The organism is Bradyrhizobium sp. USDA 4452 (genome assembly GCF_054063575.1).
Window position 1 is genome coordinate 1,472,179 of the sequence record NZ_JBSSGK010000001.1, and the last position, 17,481, is coordinate 1,489,659.

Here is a 17,481-nt window from a genome sequence, read left to right on the forward strand (position 1 = left end):
GTGCCTTGTCTTACGCGAGCCCCGTGATGGCTTTGATCTGCATCAACCTCAATGAAAATCGCGTGACGGCGGCAGGATGCGGACGTTGCGGGGGTGCCGGATCCTTTGTGACGAGTTGTCACCGTGATCGCGACGATCGTCGTTGAGCGGCTCGATCAGCGCCGGGCCCGCCGGCACCGGATGCTTGCTGACAGGGGATTCGTTGGCGAGCCCGATCAGATCGTGGGAGCGATCGGTCATGCGCTGCGCCACCAGATGCGTCACGCCCTCCGGGCTGCTCTGGATATAGCCTTCGACCAGGATCAGGCGCGCACCCATCACCTCTTTCCGATACTGCTCCATCACCTTCGGCCACACCACGATGTTGGCGATGCCGGTCTCGTCCTCCAGCGTCATGAACACCACGCCCTTGGCGCTGCCCGGCCGCTGCCGCACCAGCACGACGCCGGCGCAACGGACGCGGCGGCGGTCGTTGCTGCGGTTGATGGTGTGGCAGGCAACGACCCGCTCTGTGGTGAACATCTCGCGCAGGAATTCCATCGGATGGCCCTTCAGCGACAGGCGGATGGTCTGATAGTCGGCGACCACCTGCTCGGGGCGCGGCATCTCCGGCAGCGGTTTTGCACCCTCATCCGGCTGCTCGCGCGCGGTGGCGGCCTGAAACAGCGGTAGCGGCACGTCGTCGGGTAGCCGCCGCACCGCCCACAGCGCCGCGCGGCGGTCGAGCCCGAGCGAGCGGAACGCATCGGCGTCGGCAAGCAGGATCAGCGCGCGCTTGGGGAGCGCGGTGTCGCGGGCAAAGTCCTCCAGCGAGGTGAAAGGCCGGCGGCTGCGCGCGGCGACGATGCGGTCGGCCCAGTCTTGGACGCCGTCATTCCGGGGCTCGCCACTTGGCGCGAGCCCGGAATCCATCAGGCCGCTGTTGCGCTGAGAAATGGATTCCGGGCTCGCGCTTCGCGCGCCCCGGAATGACGACTGGAGAGCTTTCAGCCGCTCCTCGTCCTCATCCAGCCAGTGAAAACCGTCGATCTGACGAAAGCCGAGCCGCACCGCGCAATATTTCCCGTCGCGCTCCTCCAGCGTATTCTGCGCAAAGCTGAAGGAGACATCGACGTCGCGCACCGTGACGCCGTTCTTGCGGGCGTCGCCGACGATCTGCGCCGGGGCGTAGAAGCCCATCGGCTGCGAGTTGAGCAGGCCGCAACAGAACGCATCGGGATGATGGTGCTTCAGCCACGAGGAGATGTAGACGAGCTGGGCGAAGCTCGCGGCATGGCTCTCCGGGAAGCCGTAACTGCCAAAGCCCTTGATCTGGTCGAAGCAGCTGCGGGCGAAATCCGGATCGTAGCCGCGCGCCACCATGTTGCCGACCAGCTTCTCCTCGTAGCTGCCGATGGTGCCGACGTTGCGGAAGGTCGCCATCGAGCGGCGCAGGCCGTTGGCCTCTTCCGAGGTGAATTTTGCTGCCTCGATCGCGATCCGCATCGCCTGCTCCTGGAACAGCGGAACGCCGAGCGTCTTGTGCAGCACGTTGTAGAGCTCGTCCGGCGGGCCGTGCTCGGGTGAAGGTGAAGGATAGCTTTCCTTCTCCTGCTTGTTCCGCCGCCTGAGATAAGGATGCACCATGTCGCCCTGGATCGGCCCGGGGCGCACGATCGCGACCTCGATGACGAGATCGTAGAAGGTGCGCGGCTTCAGGCGCGGCAGCATGTTCATCTGGGCGCGGCTCTCGACCTGGAACACGCCGAGCGACTCGCCGCGACACAGCATGTCGTAGACGTTCTTGTCGTCCTGCGGGACCGAGGCGAGCTCCCAGCGCTTGCCCTTGTGGTCATCGATCAGGTCAAAACATTTGCGGATGCAGGTCAGCATGCCCAGCGCCAGCACGTCGACCTTCATCATATGAAGCGCGTCGACGTCGTCCTTGTCCCATTCGATGAAGGTGCGGTCGTCCATCGCCGCGTTGCCGATCGGCACATAGGTGTCGAGCCGGTCCTGGGTCAGCACATAGCCGCCGACATGCTGTGAGAGATGGCGCGGAAACTCGATCAGCTCGGTGGCGAGCTCGACCGCGAGGTTGATCATCGCATTTTTGGGATCGAGCCCGGCCTGGCGCACCTGCATGTCGTTGAGGCCCTTGCCCCAGCTGCCCCACACGGTGTCGGCCAGCGCCGCGGTGACGTCCTCGGTCAGCCCGAGCGCCTTGCCGACGTCGCGGATCGCGCTGCGCGGGCGATAATGGATCACGGTCGCGATAATAGCAGCGCGATGGCGGCCGTAGCGGCGATAGACATATTGCATCACCTCCTCGCGCCGCGAATGCTCGAAATCGACGTCGATGTCGGGCGGCTCCAGCCGCTCCTTGGAGATGAAGCGCTCGAACAAGAGATCGACCTTGGTCGGATCGACCGAGGTGACGCCGAGCACGAAGCAGACCGCCGAATTCGCCGCCGATCCCCGCCCCTGGCACAGGATGTTCTGGCTGCGCGCATAGTGCACGATGTCGTGCACGGTGAGGAAGTAATGCGCGTATTTCAGCTCGGCGATCAGCGCGAGCTCCTTGTTCAGGGTGACGCGAAGCTTGTCGTCGATCACGCCGCCGAAATATTTGTCGACGCCGGCCCAGGTCAAGTCCTCCAGATGCTGCTGCGCGGTCTTGCCCGGCGGCACCGGCTCATCCGGATACTGATATTTGAGCTGATCGAGCGAGAACGAGATGCGTTCGGCAAAGCGCATGGTCTCCGCGATCGCATCCGGCAGATCGCGGAACAGCCTCGCCATCTCATGCGCCGGCTTGAGATGCCGCTCGGCATTGGCCTCAAGCCTGCGGCCGACAGCCTCGATCGTGGTCTTTTCGCGGATGCAAGTCAGCACGTCCTGCAACGCACGGCGCGCGGGATGGTGATAGAGCACCTCGTTGGTGGCAAGCAGTGGCACGTCGGCCTCCGTGGCGAGGCCATGCAGCCGCGCGAGACGGCGCCTGTCGTCGCCGCGATAGAGCAGGCTTGCCGCGAGCCAGACACCGTCAGCGGCGCTGGCTTTCAGTTGCGCGAGCAGATCAAGCGCTTTCTCCGCGTCGAAACGATGCGCCAGCGTCAGCACCAGAAGCTGGCCTTCGGCGAAATCGAGCAGATCGGACAGACTGAGACGGCAATCGCCCTTCTCGATCCGCTCGATGCCGCCGCCACGCTTGCCGCGGGTGAGCAACTGGCACAGCCGGCCGTAAGCGGCGCGGTCGCGCGGATAGACCAGGATATCGGGCGTTCCGTCGATGAAGACGATGCGGGCGCCGATCAGAAGCTTTGGCGGATGGGCGACCTTGTCGCTGTCGAGCTCCTTCCAGGCGCGCACCACGCCGGCCAGCGTGTTGTGATCGGCAAGCCCGATCACGGGAATCCCGAGTTCGCTCGCCTGATGCACATAGGCGCGTGGATCGGAGCCGCCGCGCAGGAAGGAGAAATTGCTGGTGATGCCGATCTCGGCATATGTTGGCCTGGGTGTCGTCATGCGAATAGCCCGTGCACATACCAGTTGGCGGGGAGCGGCCTGCCCTCCTCGTCCCGCAGCTCGCTCTCATAGAGGCCGTCGCGAAAGATCCAGAAGCGCTGGCCCTCGGCGTCCTCGACGCGGAAGTAATCGCGCGTCAGCGCCGCGCCGTCCTGCTTCCACCATTCCATCGCGATCCGCTCGGGGCCCTCGACCCGCACCACCGCATGCAAGGCGCGCCGCCAGGTGAACTGGTGCGGCGGACCATCCGGCACGCTCGCGAACGGCACCTTGATCGGCTCGGGCCGCTCGAACAGCCGCAAGGGCCGCAGCGGCGGCTCGCCGGCGACGCGGTCCGGCCAGGCGGCCGCGCTGGCGGCGGCCAGATGATGCTGCGCCGGCAGCGCGAGCGCCGCGCGTTCGGGGATGTGGCTCTCGAGCGGCAAATGCACGACGACGCGTTTGCCGCCGATGCGGGCTGCGATGCGGTCGATCAGCGCCGAGACCTCGTCATTGTCGTGCACCGACGTGTCGAGGTCGCGCTGCTGCTGCACCACGATCTCGGTGCGCCCGGCAGCGAGGCGGATGAGATCGAAGCCGAAGCCGGGATCGAGGGGATCGTTGAGCGCATCGAGCCGCTCGCGGAACAGGCGATCGATCATCTCCGGCCGCGTCACCGGACGCCCGGTCTCGACCATGATCGTGCGCACCGCGCCATCGGTGCGGAAGAAGCTCGCCTCCAGCTGCCGCGCACCCTTGCCCTGCTTGTCCATCGCCGCAACCAGCATCTTGGCGAGGCTCGAGAGCGTCAGAGCGATCACGGTGTCGGTCGCGATGGGCTCGGGGAAACGCTTCTCGACGATGTAATCCGGTAGCGGCTTGCGTGGGCTGATCGGGGCATCGCCCTGCCCGAGCGCGTAACCGAGCAAGGTGGTGAAGGCCGAGCCGAACCGCGCCGATATCTCGTGCGGCGCGCGCGAGGCAACATCGCCGATGGTCTTCAACCCGGCGCGGCGCAGGCCGGTGGTGACGGCAGGATCGGCGCCGAGCGCCGACACCGGCAGCGGGCCGACCGCCTGCGCCTCCGCGCCATCGGCGATGACCTGCCCCGAGGCATGACGCGTCACCGTGCGCGCCGCGATCGAGGTGCCTGATATCGCCGCACTGACGGCAAAGCCGCGCCGGCTCAGCGCATTGAGGACGATCTGCAGCAGCGCACGCTCGCCGCCGAACAGATGCGCGCAGCCGGTGATGTCGAGGAACAGGCCGTATGGCGGATCGAGCGCGACCAGCGGCGTGAAGCGGTCGCACCAGTCGGCGATGTCGTTCAGCGTCTTCAGATCGGCGGCGGGATCGGCGTCGTAGACCGTGAGCTCCGGACAGATCGCCCGCGCATTGGCGAGCGGCAGCCCGATCGACAGCCCCGCGCGCACCGCGGCCTCGTCGATGGCATGCAGCAGGATCGCGTTGTGGTCCTTTGCGACGACGACGCTGGGGAGTTCTTTGCTATTCGTAAGGGACGCATCGGCAGACGGGTTCCCTCCCCCCTTGCGGGGGAGGGTGAGGGAGAGGGGTAAGCCGCTTACGCCGTCGTTCGTGGTCCCCCTCTCTCCAACTCTCCCCCGCAAGGGGGGAGAGAGCCCTGCCAATGTGCCCGCCTCACTTGACGGTTCTCTCAGCTCGCCTGCAACAAGTTCAGCTTGCGAGGCGATGTCCTGCGCGAGCTTGCGCTTGATGCGGTCGATGGGCAGGCGCGGCAGCCACAGGCTGAGGATACGCCGACGGTTCACTGAATTGGCACTCATCACATTTCCATTCCATGATCCATCGCCCGACCGGGCCATGACGGTTACGCACGAGTTCGGCCTCGAAGCGCGGCGCGCCCCAGGCGCTTGCGGCATTGCCCGGCGGCGAATGCGCCGCGCGCACGATCCAGCGCGTCTCCGCGGTCGAAGGGATCGGCGTCGCCGCGATCCGCAGCAGCAGCGCGGTGACGCCGGAGGCTTGCGCGGCCAGGGTCAGTTTGCGGCTGGCGACGAGATCGAGCTGGCGCGCATCGCCCCAGATTTCGAGCACCACGGCGCCGAGCGCATCGCAGGCGAGCGCGTCGGCCGCGGTGCGCAGAGCGCTGTCGACATCGGCGGCGCGCACGGTGACCAAGAGGCGCGGATCGAGGCCGAACTCGGCGAGCCCGTGCATCGACAGCGCGCCGTTTTCGCGATCGGAAAAATCCTGCCGCACCCAGACCAGCGGCTTGCGCGCTGATATCCGTCCGGCGAGCCCCGTGATGAAGCCGGTCGCAGCGCCGCCCTGATGGCCGGCCGCGAACACCTCGTGCAGCGCAGCCGGAGCAAGCCCGCCGCGCAGCATCGCGTCCGCGCTGGTGTGTCCGAGCGCGAGGCGGCTTGGCATCGCCGCCTCCGATGGCGCCTCGATGCGCGCGATGCTGCCGCGCAGAGACGCAAGCGTACCCGTGCGTGCGCCATTCATATGCGCCGCTCCTTCAACTTGAAAATTTGAGGCCGTCACTGCCTGAACAGAGAACCAGCGACTGGCTCAATTGTTCATGGTATGTTCTAATATAAAGCTAACAGCCCCTGATGAGTCAATCGGATTGCGAATTTTTCTGATTCATCAGCGGAATCAAAGGGATTCACGATGGACGTGCAACGCAAGCTGGAAATCCTGGCGGACGCCGCGAAATACGATGCCTCCTGCGCCTCCTCGGGCACCGAGCAGCGGGATTCCAGCGATGGCAAGGGTCTCGGCTCGACCGCGCCCGGCATGGGCATCTGTCATTCCTATGCGCCAGACGGCCGCTGCATTTCGCTGCTGAAGGTGCTGCTCACCAACGCCTGCAACTACGACTGCCTGTATTGCGTCAACCGCGCCTCCTCCAACGTGCCGCGCGCCCGCTTCACCATCGACGAAGTGGTGAAGCTGACGCTCGACTTCTATCGGCGCAACTATATCGAGGGACTGTTCCTCTCTTCCGGCATCATCCGCAGCGCCGATTACACGATGGAACAGGTGGTGAGCGTCGCGCGAAAACTGCGCGATGAGCATCACTTCCGCGGCTACATCCATCTGAAAACCATTCCCGAAGCCGATGACGCGCTGATTGCGGAGGCCGGCAAGTATGCCGATCGCCTTTCCATCAACATCGAGATGCCGGAGGAGACCAGCCTCGCCAGGCTTGCGCCGGAGAAAGACGTGCGTGCGATCCGCCGCACCATGGGACGACTGCGGCTGAAGCTCGACGAAGCCGCGGAAAGGCCCGCGACGAAAGCGAGGCCGCCACGCTTTGCGCCCGCCGGCCAGAGCACCCAGATGATCGTCGGCGCGGACAGCGCAAGCGATCAAACCATCCTCAAGACCAGCGCCAATCTCTATGGCGCCTATCGGCTCAAGCGCGTCTATTATTCCGCATTCAGCCCGATCCCCGATGCCAGCCGCGCCTTGCCGCTGATCGCGCCACCGCTGGTGCGCGAGCACAGGCTCTATCAGGCCGATTGGCTGATGCGGTTCTACGGTTTCGATGTCGGCGAAATCGTCGATGGACACGGAAGCGGCATGCTGCCGCTCGACATCGATCCGAAGCTCGCCTGGGCACTGCGCCACCGCGAGCGCTTTCCGCTCGACGTTAACCGCGCCAGCCGCGAGGAATTGCTACGCGTGCCCGGCTTCGGCCGCAAGGCAGTCGACCGTATCATCGCGACGCGCGGCGTCACCTCGATCCGCGTCGCCGACCTGGCTCGGTTGCACATCCCAAGGAACAAGGCGCTGCCGTTCATCGTTCTCAGTGACCACCGCCCCTCGGTACGCTTGCTCGACGCTGCCGGATTGGCGGAGCGGTTTCGTCCGCCGGCGAAGCAATTGGGATTTGGGTTTTGATGCATACCATCACCCTCGACAGCGAAACCGATTTCGACGGCTGGCGACAGGCCGCACGGCGGCTGGCGCTGAACCAGGTGAAGCCCCAGGACGTGACCTGGACGGTACGCGGCGGTACGCCGGAATTGTTTTCAACCGAGACGAATGACCTTCCTGAAGCGACGGAAGGCACTTTCAACGTGCCAGCCAAATTCGTCGAACTGGCGAAAGCGGCGATCCTGCATCGCGACCCCGAGCGGTTCGCCCTGCTCTATCGCCTGTTGTGGCGGCTGCGCAGTCACCATGACCTGCTCAGCGTCGCCACCGATCCCGATGTTGCCGGGGTCAGCGCCATGGCGCGCGCAGTGCATCGCGATGAGCACAAGATGCACGCTTTCGTCCGATTCCGTGAAGTCGGCCGCGTGAATACGCATTTCGTCGCCTGGTTCGAGCCGGAGCATCACATCGTCGAACTCGCCGCGCCGTTTTTCGCCAAGCGCTTTGCCGACATGCCTTGGTCGATCCTCACGCCCGATGTCTGCGCACATTGGGACGGCCACGAGATCGCGTTCACGGCAGGCGTTGCCAAGTCCGAGGCGCCGACGGAGGACCGGCTCGAGGAAACCTGGCGGAGTTATTACGCAGCAATTTTCAATCCGGCGCGGCTGAAGGTGAAGGCGATGCAGACCGAGATGCCACAGAAATACTGGAGGAACCTGCCCGAGGCCTCGATGATTAAGCCATTGATCGCAAGCGCGGAGCGCACCGCCGGCGCTATGATCGCGAATGAGGCGACCGAACCGCACAAGCCGCAGAAGCGGCAGGATGAGCCGATGGCCCGCAAGCAAACTCACGACACGCAAGCTCGCGGCACGATCGCGGCCTTGCGCGAAGAGGCCACAGGCTGCCGCGCCTGCCCGCTATGGAAGGGCGCAACCCAGACCGTGTTCGGCGAAGGACCGCAAAGTGCGACGCTGATGCTGGTCGGCGAACAGCCCGGCGACAAGGAAGATCTCGCAGGCCATCCCTTTGTCGGACCGGCCGGGCAGATGCTCGATCGCGCACTCGAGGACGCCGGCATCGCGCGCGCCAAGGTCTACATCACCAACGCGGTGAAGCACTTCAAGTTCGTGCCGCGCGGCAAGATCCGGTTGCACCAGAAGCCGAACACACCGGAGATCCGCGCCTGCCGTCAGTGGTACGAACGCGAGCTCGCCGCCATCAGGCCGGAGCTCGTGGTGGCGCTCGGCGCCACGGCAGCACAGAGCGTGCTCGGCAGGATCACCCCGATCAATAGGAACCGCGGCCGCCTGATCGATCACGACGGAACCAAGGTGCTCGTCACCGTACACCCGTCCTACCTGTTGCGGCTGCCCGACGAGAAAGCCAAAGCGCTGGAATATCAACGTTTTATCGACGACCTGAAAATTGCCGCAGATCAGTTGCGCAATTCGGCCCGCGCGGCCTGAGTTGCGCCAAAACCGGCGGAACCGGACTTACACTTCAACGTGAAATTGTCTCTGGACGCGGACAAATACCTACAACCTTTAATTGATCCGTGGTACGGTGACGTGTTCCGCAGGTATCGGGCGTCATGTTCACGCCATGGCGTACCCTGAGGCGGGCGCGCTGCGCGGTTTGCTAGCCCCAATCGTGCGGCGCGCCACCTCGTTTCACAACCCTCACCCGTCAGCAGCACGCACCGAATTTCTGGCTATCAGAATTTTTTGCTGCAGGGAGTTCCGACGACTTGGGTTGCTGATGATCCGGCCTCGCGGGCTCGATGTCTCGCTGCCGACGTCCCCACCTCCCGAACGTCTCGCCCCGCCAAAACCCGGCGACGAATTCGATCACGATCATTGCCCGACCGGCGATCGTCTGTTGCTGAAGATTGCCACGAGGCCGCGAGGGCGCGTGGACCTTCAATGCGTTGCACAAAAATTCGGCGCGATGTCCGCTGTCGTGGGGGCCGCCTCATTTCCCGGGCGGATTTCAATTGCCTGTCATATGCATCGATCAAAATCCGAGGCATTGGGACAGGAGTTTACCATGAGCGATATGGCGTTACCCGGCTCGATCGAGCCCGCCTTGAAAAAGGGGCCGGACCTCGACAAAGGCTTTCACCCCATGACGGGGATCATCTATTTGGGCGTGGTTGCGGCCGCGCTGCTGTTCGTTGCCTACAGCATCTATGCCGACGTCGACGCCACCGGCACGCGCGTGACGTCGTTCCTGCCCTACATCATGCTGTTCGTTGCGCTGCTGATCGCGCTCGGCTTCGAATTCGTCAATGGCTTCCACGACACCGCCAACGCGGTCGCCACCGTGATCTACACCCGCTCGCTGCCGGCGCATATCGCCGTGGTCTGGTCGGGCATGTTCAACCTGTTCGGCGTGCTGCTCTCGAGCGGCGCCGTTGCGTTCGGCATCGTCTCGCTGCTGCCGGTCGAACTGATCCTGCAGGTCGGCTCCAGCGCCGGCTTTGCGATGGTGTTCGCGCTGTTGATCGCTGCCATCATCTGGAATCTCGGTACCTGGTGGCTCGGCCTGCCGGCCTCGAGTTCGCACACCCTGATCGGCTCGATCATGGGTGTCGGCATCACCAACGCGCTGCTGCGCGGCCGCGACGGCACCTCGGGCGTTGACTGGTCGCAGGCGACCAACATCGCCAAGGCGCTGCTGCTGTCGCCGCTGTTCGGCTTCGCGCTCGCCGCGGGCCTGCTCTACATCCTCAAGATCGTCCTGCAGCGCGCCACCCCGGCGCTGTTCGGCGAGCCGGTCGGCGACCAGCCGCCGCCGTGGTGGATCCGCGGCATCCTGATCCTGACCTGCACGCTGGTCAGCTTCTTCCACGGCTCGAACGACGGCCAGAAGGGCATGGGCCTGATCATGCTGATCCTGATCGGCACCGTGCCGACCGCCTACGCGCTGAACCGGGCGCTGCCGGCGAGCCAGATCGAACAGTTCGCCGCGCACTCGACCGCGGCCAGCAAGGTCATCGAAGGCAAGGCCGCCGGTTACAACGTGATCGGCAACCCGCGCCCGGCCGTGACCAACTATGTCGCGCAGCACCAGATCAACGAAGGCACCTATCCTTCGCTCGCGGTGCTGGTGCGCGACATCGGCCAGCAGGTTGCCCAGTACGGCTCGCTTGCCAAGTTCCCGGCCGACGCGGTCGGCAACACCCGTAACGACATGTATCTCGTGTCCGAGGCGATCCGCTTCCTGATGAAGGACAAGGAGGCCGAGCTGACCGCGGCAGACGTCGCCACGCTGAACGAGTACAAGGGCTCACTCGATGCCGCGACCAAGTTCATCCCGAGCTGGGTGAAGTTCGCCGTCGCCATCGCGCTCGGCCTCGGCACCATGGTCGGCTGGAAGCGCATCGTCGTCACCGTCGGTGAGAAGATCGGCAAGACCCACCTGACCTACGCGCAGGGCGCCTGCGCCGAGATCACGGCGGCCGCGACGATCGCGGCAGCCGACGGCTACGGCCTGCCGGTCTCGACCACCCACGTGCTGTCGTCAGGCATCGCCGGCACCATGGCCGCCAACGGCTCCGGCCTGCAATGGGCGACGATCCGCAACATTGCGATGGCCTGGGTGCTGACCCTGCCCGCCGCGATGATCATCTCGGGCATCCTGTACTACGTGTTCTACCACGTGTTCTGACGCCGACACGCTTGCGGCGCGACACCGCGCCGGACGCAAGGCCCGCACCTCAGGTGCGGGCCTTTTCTTTTAGCCGCGTGTCAGACGTATCCTTTCGCGATCTCGGCCAGCAGGCCGCGTGCCCATTTGTGCAGCCCGGATTTGGCCGTCCTGGCGCTCCAGTACATGTCGATCGAGATCGGCACCCGGAACGGCAGCGCAGCTGTGTGCAGGCCGCCGCGCATCGCCCGCGCAAGATAATGCGGGATGGTCGCGACAAGCCGCGTGCCGGCGACGATGCGCTCCAGACTGTCGTGGTTCGGAAGGCTGACCGCGGGCTCGATTTCGATCTCCCTCGCCTTCAGCGCCTCGAGATAAAGCGGCTGCCACTCGCCGCTATGGGTGATGAAAACATGCTCGGCCTTGGCATACGCCGATAAAGAGATCCGGCCGCGCGCCAGCGGATTGGTCGGGTCCATCACGCAGACATAGTGATCGGTCAGGACATGGCGCCGAAAGAAGCTTTCGCCGACGATCCCGACCGGACCGAGCACGATGTCGCACTGGTTCTGCTTGAGATGGATGTCGCCATGGCCGGCAGCATCGAGCAGGACGAGACGGACTTTCGGTGCGCCGGCACGCAGCCGTTCGCTGAACTGCGGCATCAGGGTCTGCCGTTCGTGATAGTTGCAGGAGATCGTCACGCTGCCCTGCGCCGTCGCCGGAGCGAATTCGACCGGTGCGGCAAGCCCGTCGATCTCGCCGATCATGTCCCGCGCCCAGCCGACCAACGCCGCGCAGCGTTCGGTGGCGGACACGCCATTGCCGCTGCGGACGAACAGGGGATCACCGAGCGCGCCTCGCAGCCGCTCGACCGCGTAGCTGATGGTGGACTGGTTGACGTCGAGCCGCCTGGCAGCCGCCGAGAACGACTGCAAGTCGTAGACCAGCACCAGCGTCCGCAAGGTCCCGATGTCGATCGGATCGATCGAGGAATTGGCCGCCAAGTTGCACCTCCCGCCTTGCCGGCGGCCAGCCTATCACGATGTCATGGAATATTTCGATGGCTGATATCGAAGCCATCGAATTGAGCGATTGCGGTCCCGGGCCCTAGGCTGGGCAAAAAAGCGCTCCCGGGAGGACCAATGACCTGCACCGTGCCCGTCGTCACTGACATCGCGTATCACGATCTGCTCGACGATCCCTATCCGATCTTCCGCCGCCTGCGCGAGCTGGCGCCTGCGGCGTTCGTCGAGGCCGCGAAGCTGACGCTGGTGACGCGCTTCGACGACATCGTGCGGATCGAGCGCGATCCGGCGACCTACTCAGCCGACAATCCCTCCTCGCTGGTCAACAAGGTGATGGGGCCGACCTTCATGCGCAAGGACGGCGCCGAACACGCCATCGGCCGCAAGGCGATCGAGCCCTCGTTCCGCCCGGCCACGATCAAGGAGTATTGGGCGCCGAAGTTCACCGCCATCGCGGCAATGCTGATCGATGATTTGTCCGCTGCCGACGAAGCCGATCTGTTCCCGGCGCTGGCCGCGCCGATGGCCTCGCTCAGCCTGATGGCAATGATCGGCTTTCGCGCGATGCCGTGGCAGACCCTGGCCGACTGGTCACAGGCACTGATCGACGGCGCCGGCAATTACGCCGCCGATGCCGAAATCGAGCGCAAGGCGATGCAGGCCAGCGCCGACGTCGATGCCGCGATCGACGCGGTGCTCGATGACCACCGCAGCCACCCCAACCCCTCGATCCTGTCCTCGATGGTCAACGCCGATCCGCCGATGCCGATCGAGAGTATCCGCGCCAACATCAAGGTGATCATCGGCGGCGGACTGAACGAGCCGCGCGATGCGATCCTGACCCTCGTGCTTGGTCTGCTGCAGAACCCGGCGCAGAAGGACAGCGTGTTGTCGGAGCCGGGGCTATGGCCCGCCGCGCTCGAGGAAGCGGTGCGCTGGATCTCGCCGATCGGCATGTATCCGCGCCGCATCACCCGCGACGTCGACCTTTCGGGCACCACGCTGCCCGAGGGCCTTCAGATCGGCTTTTGCGTCGGCGCCGCCAACCGCGACGGCAATCGCTTCGCCGAGCCCGACCGCTTCGACGTGACGCGACCGAAGCAATCGCATCTGGCATTCGGCGCCGGACCGCATTTCTGCGCCGGCACCTGGGTGTCGCGGCTCACCGTCGGCAAGATCGTGGTGCCGATGCTGTTCGCGCGCTTGCGCAATTTGCGCCTCCGCGCCGAGGCGCCGCCCGTCGTCCGCGGCTGGGTGTTCCGCGGCCCGGTGACGCTGCCGGTGCGATGGGATGCGTGAGGATCGCGCCTCCCACCATTCGTCATTGCGAGGAGCGAAGCGACAAAGCAATCCATCGTGCCGCGCACGCGGATAGATGGATTGCTTCGCTTCGCTCGCAATGACGGTCGAAGAGTGACGGCAACGGCGAGCTTCACGCCGCCAGCGCGTCCTCCACGATCTTTACGAAGTACGACGTCCCGAACACGATCGCCTCGTCGTTGAAATTGTAGGCGGGGTGATGCAGGCCGGCGCTGTCGCCGTTGCCGCAGAAGATGAAGGCGCCGGGCCGCGCTTCCAGCATGTACGAAAAATCCTCGCCGCCCATCAGCGGCGGCATCGTATGCACGTTGCCGTCGCCGGCGACTTCCTTGGCGATGCGGGTCGCGAATTCGGTCTGCGGCGCGTGGTTGACGGTGACGGGATAGCCGCGCTTGTAGTCGAGATCGATCCGGGCGCCGGTCAGTTGGGCCACGCCCTTGACCACTTCACCGATGCGCTTCTCGATCAATTGCCGGACCTCCGGGGTCAGGGTGCGGACGGTGCCGCGCAGGACCGCGGTCTGCGGAATCACGTTGCGGGCATTGCCGGCGTGAAATTCGCAGATCGAGATCACGGCGGAATCGAGCGGATCGACGCTGCGCGACACGATCGACTGCAGCGCGGTGATCAACTGTGCGCCGACCATCACCGAATCGATGCATTTGTGCGGCCGCGCGGCATGGCCGCCGAGGCCTTCGATGTTGATATTGACCTCGTCGGTGGACGCCATGATCGGGCCGGAGCGGATCGCGAACGAGCCGATCGGAATCCCCGGGCCATTGTGCATGCCGTAAACCTGCTGGACGCCGAAGCGGTCCATCAAGCCGTCCTTGATCATGGCGGCAGCCCCAGCGCCACCCTCCTCGGCCGGCTGGAAGATCACGACCGCGTCGCCGGCGAAATTGCGCGTCTCGGCGAGATAGCGCGCCGCGCCGAGCAGCATTGCAGTGTGGCCGTCATGGCCGCAGGCGTGCATCTTGCCCGGCGTCTTCGAGGCGTAAGGCAGATTGGTTTCCTCGTGGATCGGCAGCGCGTCCATGTCGGCGCGCAGGCCGATCACCTTGATGTCGCCCTTCGCCGCGCCCTTCTTGCCCTTGATGACCCCGACCACGCCAGTCTTGCCGAGCCCGGTCACGACCTCGTCGCAGCCGAATTCCCGCAGCCGGTCCGCCACGAATGATGCAGTGCGGTGCACGTCGTAGAGCAGCTCGGGGTTTTCATGGATGTTGCGGCGCCAGGCCTGGATATCGGGTTGCAGATCGGCGACGCGGTTGACGATGGGCATGAGAATTCTGGCCTCGGAGGTTGGACGTAAGTCCTCTTTAGCATGCAAGAGACGGTCCACCCAACAGATGTGGCATGCCTCCGGCTTGGGCCCTGCATTCGCAAAATGGGATGCCGAATGTTCCGAGGACGTCGGGCCGAGTGACCTTGCGTACGTTGGCCAATGTATGGCCTGACGGGATCGCGTCCGACCAAAGCCTAATAGTGCCGTGGATATCCCATGCGGATACTATCTGAGGTTTCCGCACCGAAATCCTCCAGCCTTTAAAGAAGGGCGCGGCTGCATGACGCCGGATCAAGCGGTCTTGTTCTCCACCATCATCCTGCTGGTGCCGATGGGCTACTTCCTGCTCGCGGCTCCTGCGTTCCTGCTCGTGAAGCTCGACCTCCCGCCAGTCACCCGCCTGCTGCGCGGGATGTTCAATGCCTACTTCCTGGTGCTGACGGTCTCGGGCGTGATCGGGACGCTCGCCTTTGCCGCAGCGGGCCGGCCGGCCGTCGCGCTTGGCATCGCCTTGATCGCGGCTTTTGCGGTGCTGGCACGCCGCTGGTTCCTGCGGCGGCTCGACGCCGAGGCCGAGGCGCGAGACTCAGGTGATCCGACCGCCGTGCGGCGCCTCCGCCAGTTGCACTGGGGCGGCATGCTGTGCAATGCGGTGCAGGTTTTCGTCCTGGTCGGCAGCATTCCCTACATGGCGCCGCTGCCCTGATCGGGTTTCCGATGCGGATCGTATTTTGAAAGCACGTCCTTCAGGTAATCCCGGCTTTTCCATTCCGGCGCGGGCGGCTCGTAGCCGGGCCGAGGAACGAACGGATTCGCCGGCACATCCGCTGACGCGCCCGTCAGGTCCGGAATGTAGCGCGGGCAGTTTGGAAAGATTTCGCATTTGACGCGCACGACGACCTTCGCGCCGTGATGCCGGGCAAGCGTCTCCGCGCTGTCGTCGATCGTTGCCTTGCCCCGGACGCGCGCGCGAAACGTCTTGCCGTCGAGGCGTACAAACAGCAACCCGACGTTCGGGTTGCGGTGAATGTTGCCGAGCGTGCGGTACATGTTGTTGCCGTCATACTCGGGATATTCAAGCGTGTCGGGCCCGGTGATCTTCACGAAGCCGGGATCGCCGCAACGCATCGAACAATCGACATTGTCCCGATAGCTCGTCGCAATGAAAAAGAATCGCGTCTCCTCGATGAGCTTGCGCTCTTGCTCCCAGAACTCGAAGTGGAGGCGATGCTTCTCGAGGCCGTCGGCGACACGACGGCCGTCGAAGCGGTCCTGCAACTCACGCATTCCGTCGTGGTAGAAAGGGGCGCGGACGGGATCTGCCACGTGACTTCTCCAACAAGTTGATCAAGCTACCTGCGAGTCTTGGCCTAGCCAGATTGTTCGGCAGAGCGGCAACAAATTATCCGGGCCTGCCCGGCCGCAGTCGGCTAGTTTCCCTTCGCCTGCCGATCGAACGCGCTCAGCACGGCCAGCGTCATGGCCTCGACACCGGTCTTGATGGTCGGCTCCGGCACCGGCGCGAACAGCGGCGAATGGTTGCTCGGCAATGGCGGGCCGTTGCCCTCCAGGGCTGCGGCGACGCGCTCCGGCTCGTAGACACCGATGTTGAAGAACATCGACGGCACCCCGGCGCTGACGAACTCCGAGTAATCCTCGCTGGGCGTGCCCGGCGGCGAGGTCGCGAACTTGTCGCCAAACGCCGCCTTCAGCACCTTTTCCGCCGTGCCGACCACGTCCGGATCGTTGATCACGGCCTTGGTCCCTTCGGCCAGGTTGATCTCGGGCTCCGGCGCATTCGACATGGCGGCGACCGCCTTTGCCGTCCGCTCGATACCTGCAAGCATCCTGGCGCGGACTTCGGGCTTGAAGGTGCGAATGGTGCCGAGCAGCACCACATCGTCAGGAATGATGTTCGACGCGGTGCCGCCGTGAATTGCGCCGATGCTGACCACGCCGAATTCGGTCGGGTCCTTTTCGCGGCTGATCACGCTCTGAACGTCGACGACGAATCGCGCGGCCATCATCACGGGATCGATCGTCGCCTGCGGCACCGCACCGTGCCCGCCGCGGCCACGGAATTTGATGTAGAGGCCATCGGCGGCGGACGAGCCGATCCCGACGCGATAGCGCACCGTTCCATAGGCGAACGGACCATCGTGCAAGGCGAAGCCGAAATTCGGCTTTGGAAATCTCGTGAACAGACCGTCCGCCAGCATCGCCTTGGCGCCGGCCACGATCTCTTCAGCCGGCTGGGCGATGAACATCAGCGTGCCGTGCCACTGGTCTTTCAAGCCGACCAGCGTCTTCGCCGCGCCGACCCAGCTCGCCATGTGGATGTCATGGCCACAGCTGTGGGCCACGAAGGTTTCCCGCCCCTGCCAGTTGGTCTTGTCGTGGCTGGCATAGGGAAGTCCGGTCTTCTCTTCCATCGGCAGCGCATCGAGCTCGGTGCGCGCCATGATGGTGGGGCCCTCGCCGTTCCTGTAGAGCGCGACCAGCCCGGTCTTGCCGACGTGCTCCGTCACCTCGAAGCCCAGCGCCCGCATTTCGGCAGCCAGCTTGGCCGCGGTCTTCTCCTCCTGAAACGCGATCTCGGGGTGGGCGTGAATATCCTTGTAGAGCGCGTCGAGTTTCGGATAGCCGGCCTCGACTGACTTCTCGATTGCGCCCTTCAGCGCGGCGACGTCGAGTTCAGCGTTGGCGCGGTGCGGCAGTAAGGCGCAGAGCGCGGCGGACGCAAGCAGCGTGAGAACAATCCTGTTCATGGCGATCGCTCCAACCGAAACCCGGATATTGCAACCCGGGCAACCCTTGCATCGCCAGCCCCGGCTT

The 17,481-nt window shown here is 64.8% G+C and carries 12 protein-coding genes; 5 read left to right on the forward strand and 7 right to left on the reverse strand.

Translation table 11 applies throughout. The features are described from left to right. Positions 1-48 precede the first annotated feature (48 nt). The 3 genes from ACVISU_RS07170 to ACVISU_RS07180 all read right to left on the reverse strand — a co-directional run bounded on the left by ACVISU_RS07170 (position 49) and on the right by ACVISU_RS07180 (position 5,976). The gene (locus ACVISU_RS07170) at positions 49-3,507 is read right to left on the reverse strand and encodes an error-prone DNA polymerase (RefSeq protein ID WP_050403338.1); all 3,459 of its coding nucleotides are present in this window, start codon (positions 3,505-3,507) and stop codon (positions 49-51) included. Beyond that, positions 3,504-5,114 (reverse strand): Y-family DNA polymerase, encoded by a 1,611-nt coding sequence (locus ACVISU_RS07175; protein WP_456710776.1) that lies wholly within the window; start codon positions 5,112-5,114, stop codon positions 3,504-3,506. The genes ACVISU_RS07170 and ACVISU_RS07175 overlap by 4 nt, the downstream gene beginning before the upstream one ends. 67 nt (positions 5,115-5,181) lie before the next feature. Next, entirely contained in the window at positions 5,182-5,976 is a 795-nt protein-coding gene (locus ACVISU_RS07180; protein ID WP_456706458.1) for an ImuA family protein, read from the reverse strand. 168 nt (positions 5,977-6,144) lie between these two features. Between ACVISU_RS07180 and ACVISU_RS07185 the strand changes: the two genes are divergently transcribed. The 3 genes from ACVISU_RS07185 (at position 6,145) to ACVISU_RS07195 (ending at position 11,031) form a co-directional block, all read left to right on the forward strand. Next, positions 6,145-7,380, forward strand: coding sequence for a putative DNA modification/repair radical SAM protein (locus tag ACVISU_RS07185; RefSeq protein ID WP_050403341.1), 1,236 nt, complete (start codon positions 6,145-6,147; stop codon positions 7,378-7,380). After that, on the forward strand, positions 7,380-8,828 hold the full coding sequence (locus ACVISU_RS07190; protein WP_456706459.1) for a UdgX family uracil-DNA binding protein: 1,449 nt from the start codon (positions 7,380-7,382) through the stop codon (positions 8,826-8,828). Before ACVISU_RS07185 ends, ACVISU_RS07190 begins: the two co-directional genes overlap by 1 nt. 580 nt (positions 8,829-9,408) lie before the next feature. Next, positions 9,409-11,031: an inorganic phosphate transporter gene (locus ACVISU_RS07195; RefSeq protein WP_063695215.1), complete on the forward strand. Its 1,623-nt coding sequence runs from the start codon at positions 9,409-9,411 to the stop codon at positions 11,029-11,031. An 80-nt stretch (positions 11,032-11,111) separates the two neighbouring features. Here ACVISU_RS07195 and ACVISU_RS07200 read toward each other — a convergent pair whose 3' ends face one another. Further along, the gene (locus ACVISU_RS07200) at positions 11,112-12,017 is read right to left on the reverse strand and encodes a LysR family transcriptional regulator (protein WP_456706460.1); all 906 of its coding nucleotides are present in this window, start codon (positions 12,015-12,017) and stop codon (positions 11,112-11,114) included. Between the two features lie 138 nt (positions 12,018-12,155). On the opposite strand from ACVISU_RS07200, the gene ACVISU_RS07205 reads away from it, so the two are divergent. Then, positions 12,156-13,337, forward strand: coding sequence for a cytochrome P450 (locus tag ACVISU_RS07205; RefSeq protein WP_456706461.1), 1,182 nt, complete (start codon positions 12,156-12,158; stop codon positions 13,335-13,337). Positions 13,338-13,470: 133 nt separating this feature from the next. Here the strand turns inward: ACVISU_RS07205 and ACVISU_RS07210 are convergent, their stop codons facing one another. Beyond that, positions 13,471-14,643: a M20 aminoacylase family protein gene (locus tag ACVISU_RS07210; protein WP_050406690.1), complete on the reverse strand. Its 1,173-nt coding sequence runs from the start codon at positions 14,641-14,643 to the stop codon at positions 13,471-13,473. 283 nt (positions 14,644-14,926) lie between these two features. On the opposite strand from ACVISU_RS07210, the gene ACVISU_RS07215 reads away from it, so the two are divergent. Further along, positions 14,927-15,352 carry a hypothetical protein gene (locus tag ACVISU_RS07215; protein ID WP_456706462.1) on the forward strand — a complete coding sequence of 142 codons (426 nt, stop codon included), beginning with the start codon at positions 14,927-14,929 and terminating at the stop codon, positions 15,350-15,352. Here ACVISU_RS07215 and ACVISU_RS07220 read toward each other — a convergent pair. Both ACVISU_RS07220 and ACVISU_RS07225 read right to left on the reverse strand, forming a co-directional pair. Next, entirely contained in the window at positions 15,331-15,972 is a 642-nt protein-coding gene (locus tag ACVISU_RS07220) for a pyridoxamine 5'-phosphate oxidase family protein (RefSeq protein ID WP_157113233.1), read from the reverse strand. The two genes, ACVISU_RS07215 and ACVISU_RS07220, sit on opposite strands and share 22 nt — an antisense overlap. 104 nt (positions 15,973-16,076) lie before the next feature. After that, positions 16,077-17,414 (reverse strand): amidohydrolase, encoded by a 1,338-nt coding sequence (locus ACVISU_RS07225; RefSeq protein WP_456706463.1) that lies wholly within the window; start codon positions 17,412-17,414, stop codon positions 16,077-16,079. Positions 17,415-17,481: the final 67 nt, after the last annotated feature.

Bases quoted from the DNA above. Each gene is read 5' to 3' on its own strand.
- ACVISU_RS07190 (WP_456706459.1), top strand. From the start codon at position 7,380: ATGCATACCATCACCCTCGACAGCGAAACCGATTTCGACGGCTGGCGA.
- ACVISU_RS07225 (WP_456706463.1), bottom strand. From the start codon at position 17,414: ATGAACAGGATTGTTCTCACGCTGCTTGCGTCCGCCGCGCTCTGCGCC.
- ACVISU_RS07185 (WP_050403341.1), top strand. From the start codon at position 6,145: ATGGACGTGCAACGCAAGCTGGAAATCCTGGCGGACGCCGCGAAATAC.
- ACVISU_RS07170 (WP_050403338.1), bottom strand. From the start codon at position 3,507: ATGACGACACCCAGGCCAACATATGCCGAGATCGGCATCACCAGCAAT.
- ACVISU_RS07195 (WP_063695215.1), top strand. From the start codon at position 9,409: ATGAGCGATATGGCGTTACCCGGCTCGATCGAGCCCGCCTTGAAAAAG.
- ACVISU_RS07180 (WP_456706458.1), bottom strand. From the start codon at position 5,976: ATGAATGGCGCACGCACGGGTACGCTTGCGTCTCTGCGCGGCAGCATC.
- ACVISU_RS07210 (WP_050406690.1), bottom strand. From the start codon at position 14,643: ATGCCCATCGTCAACCGCGTCGCCGATCTGCAACCCGATATCCAGGCC.
- ACVISU_RS07205 (WP_456706461.1), top strand. From the start codon at position 12,156: ATGACCTGCACCGTGCCCGTCGTCACTGACATCGCGTATCACGATCTG.
- ACVISU_RS07215 (WP_456706462.1), top strand. From the start codon at position 14,927: ATGACGCCGGATCAAGCGGTCTTGTTCTCCACCATCATCCTGCTGGTG.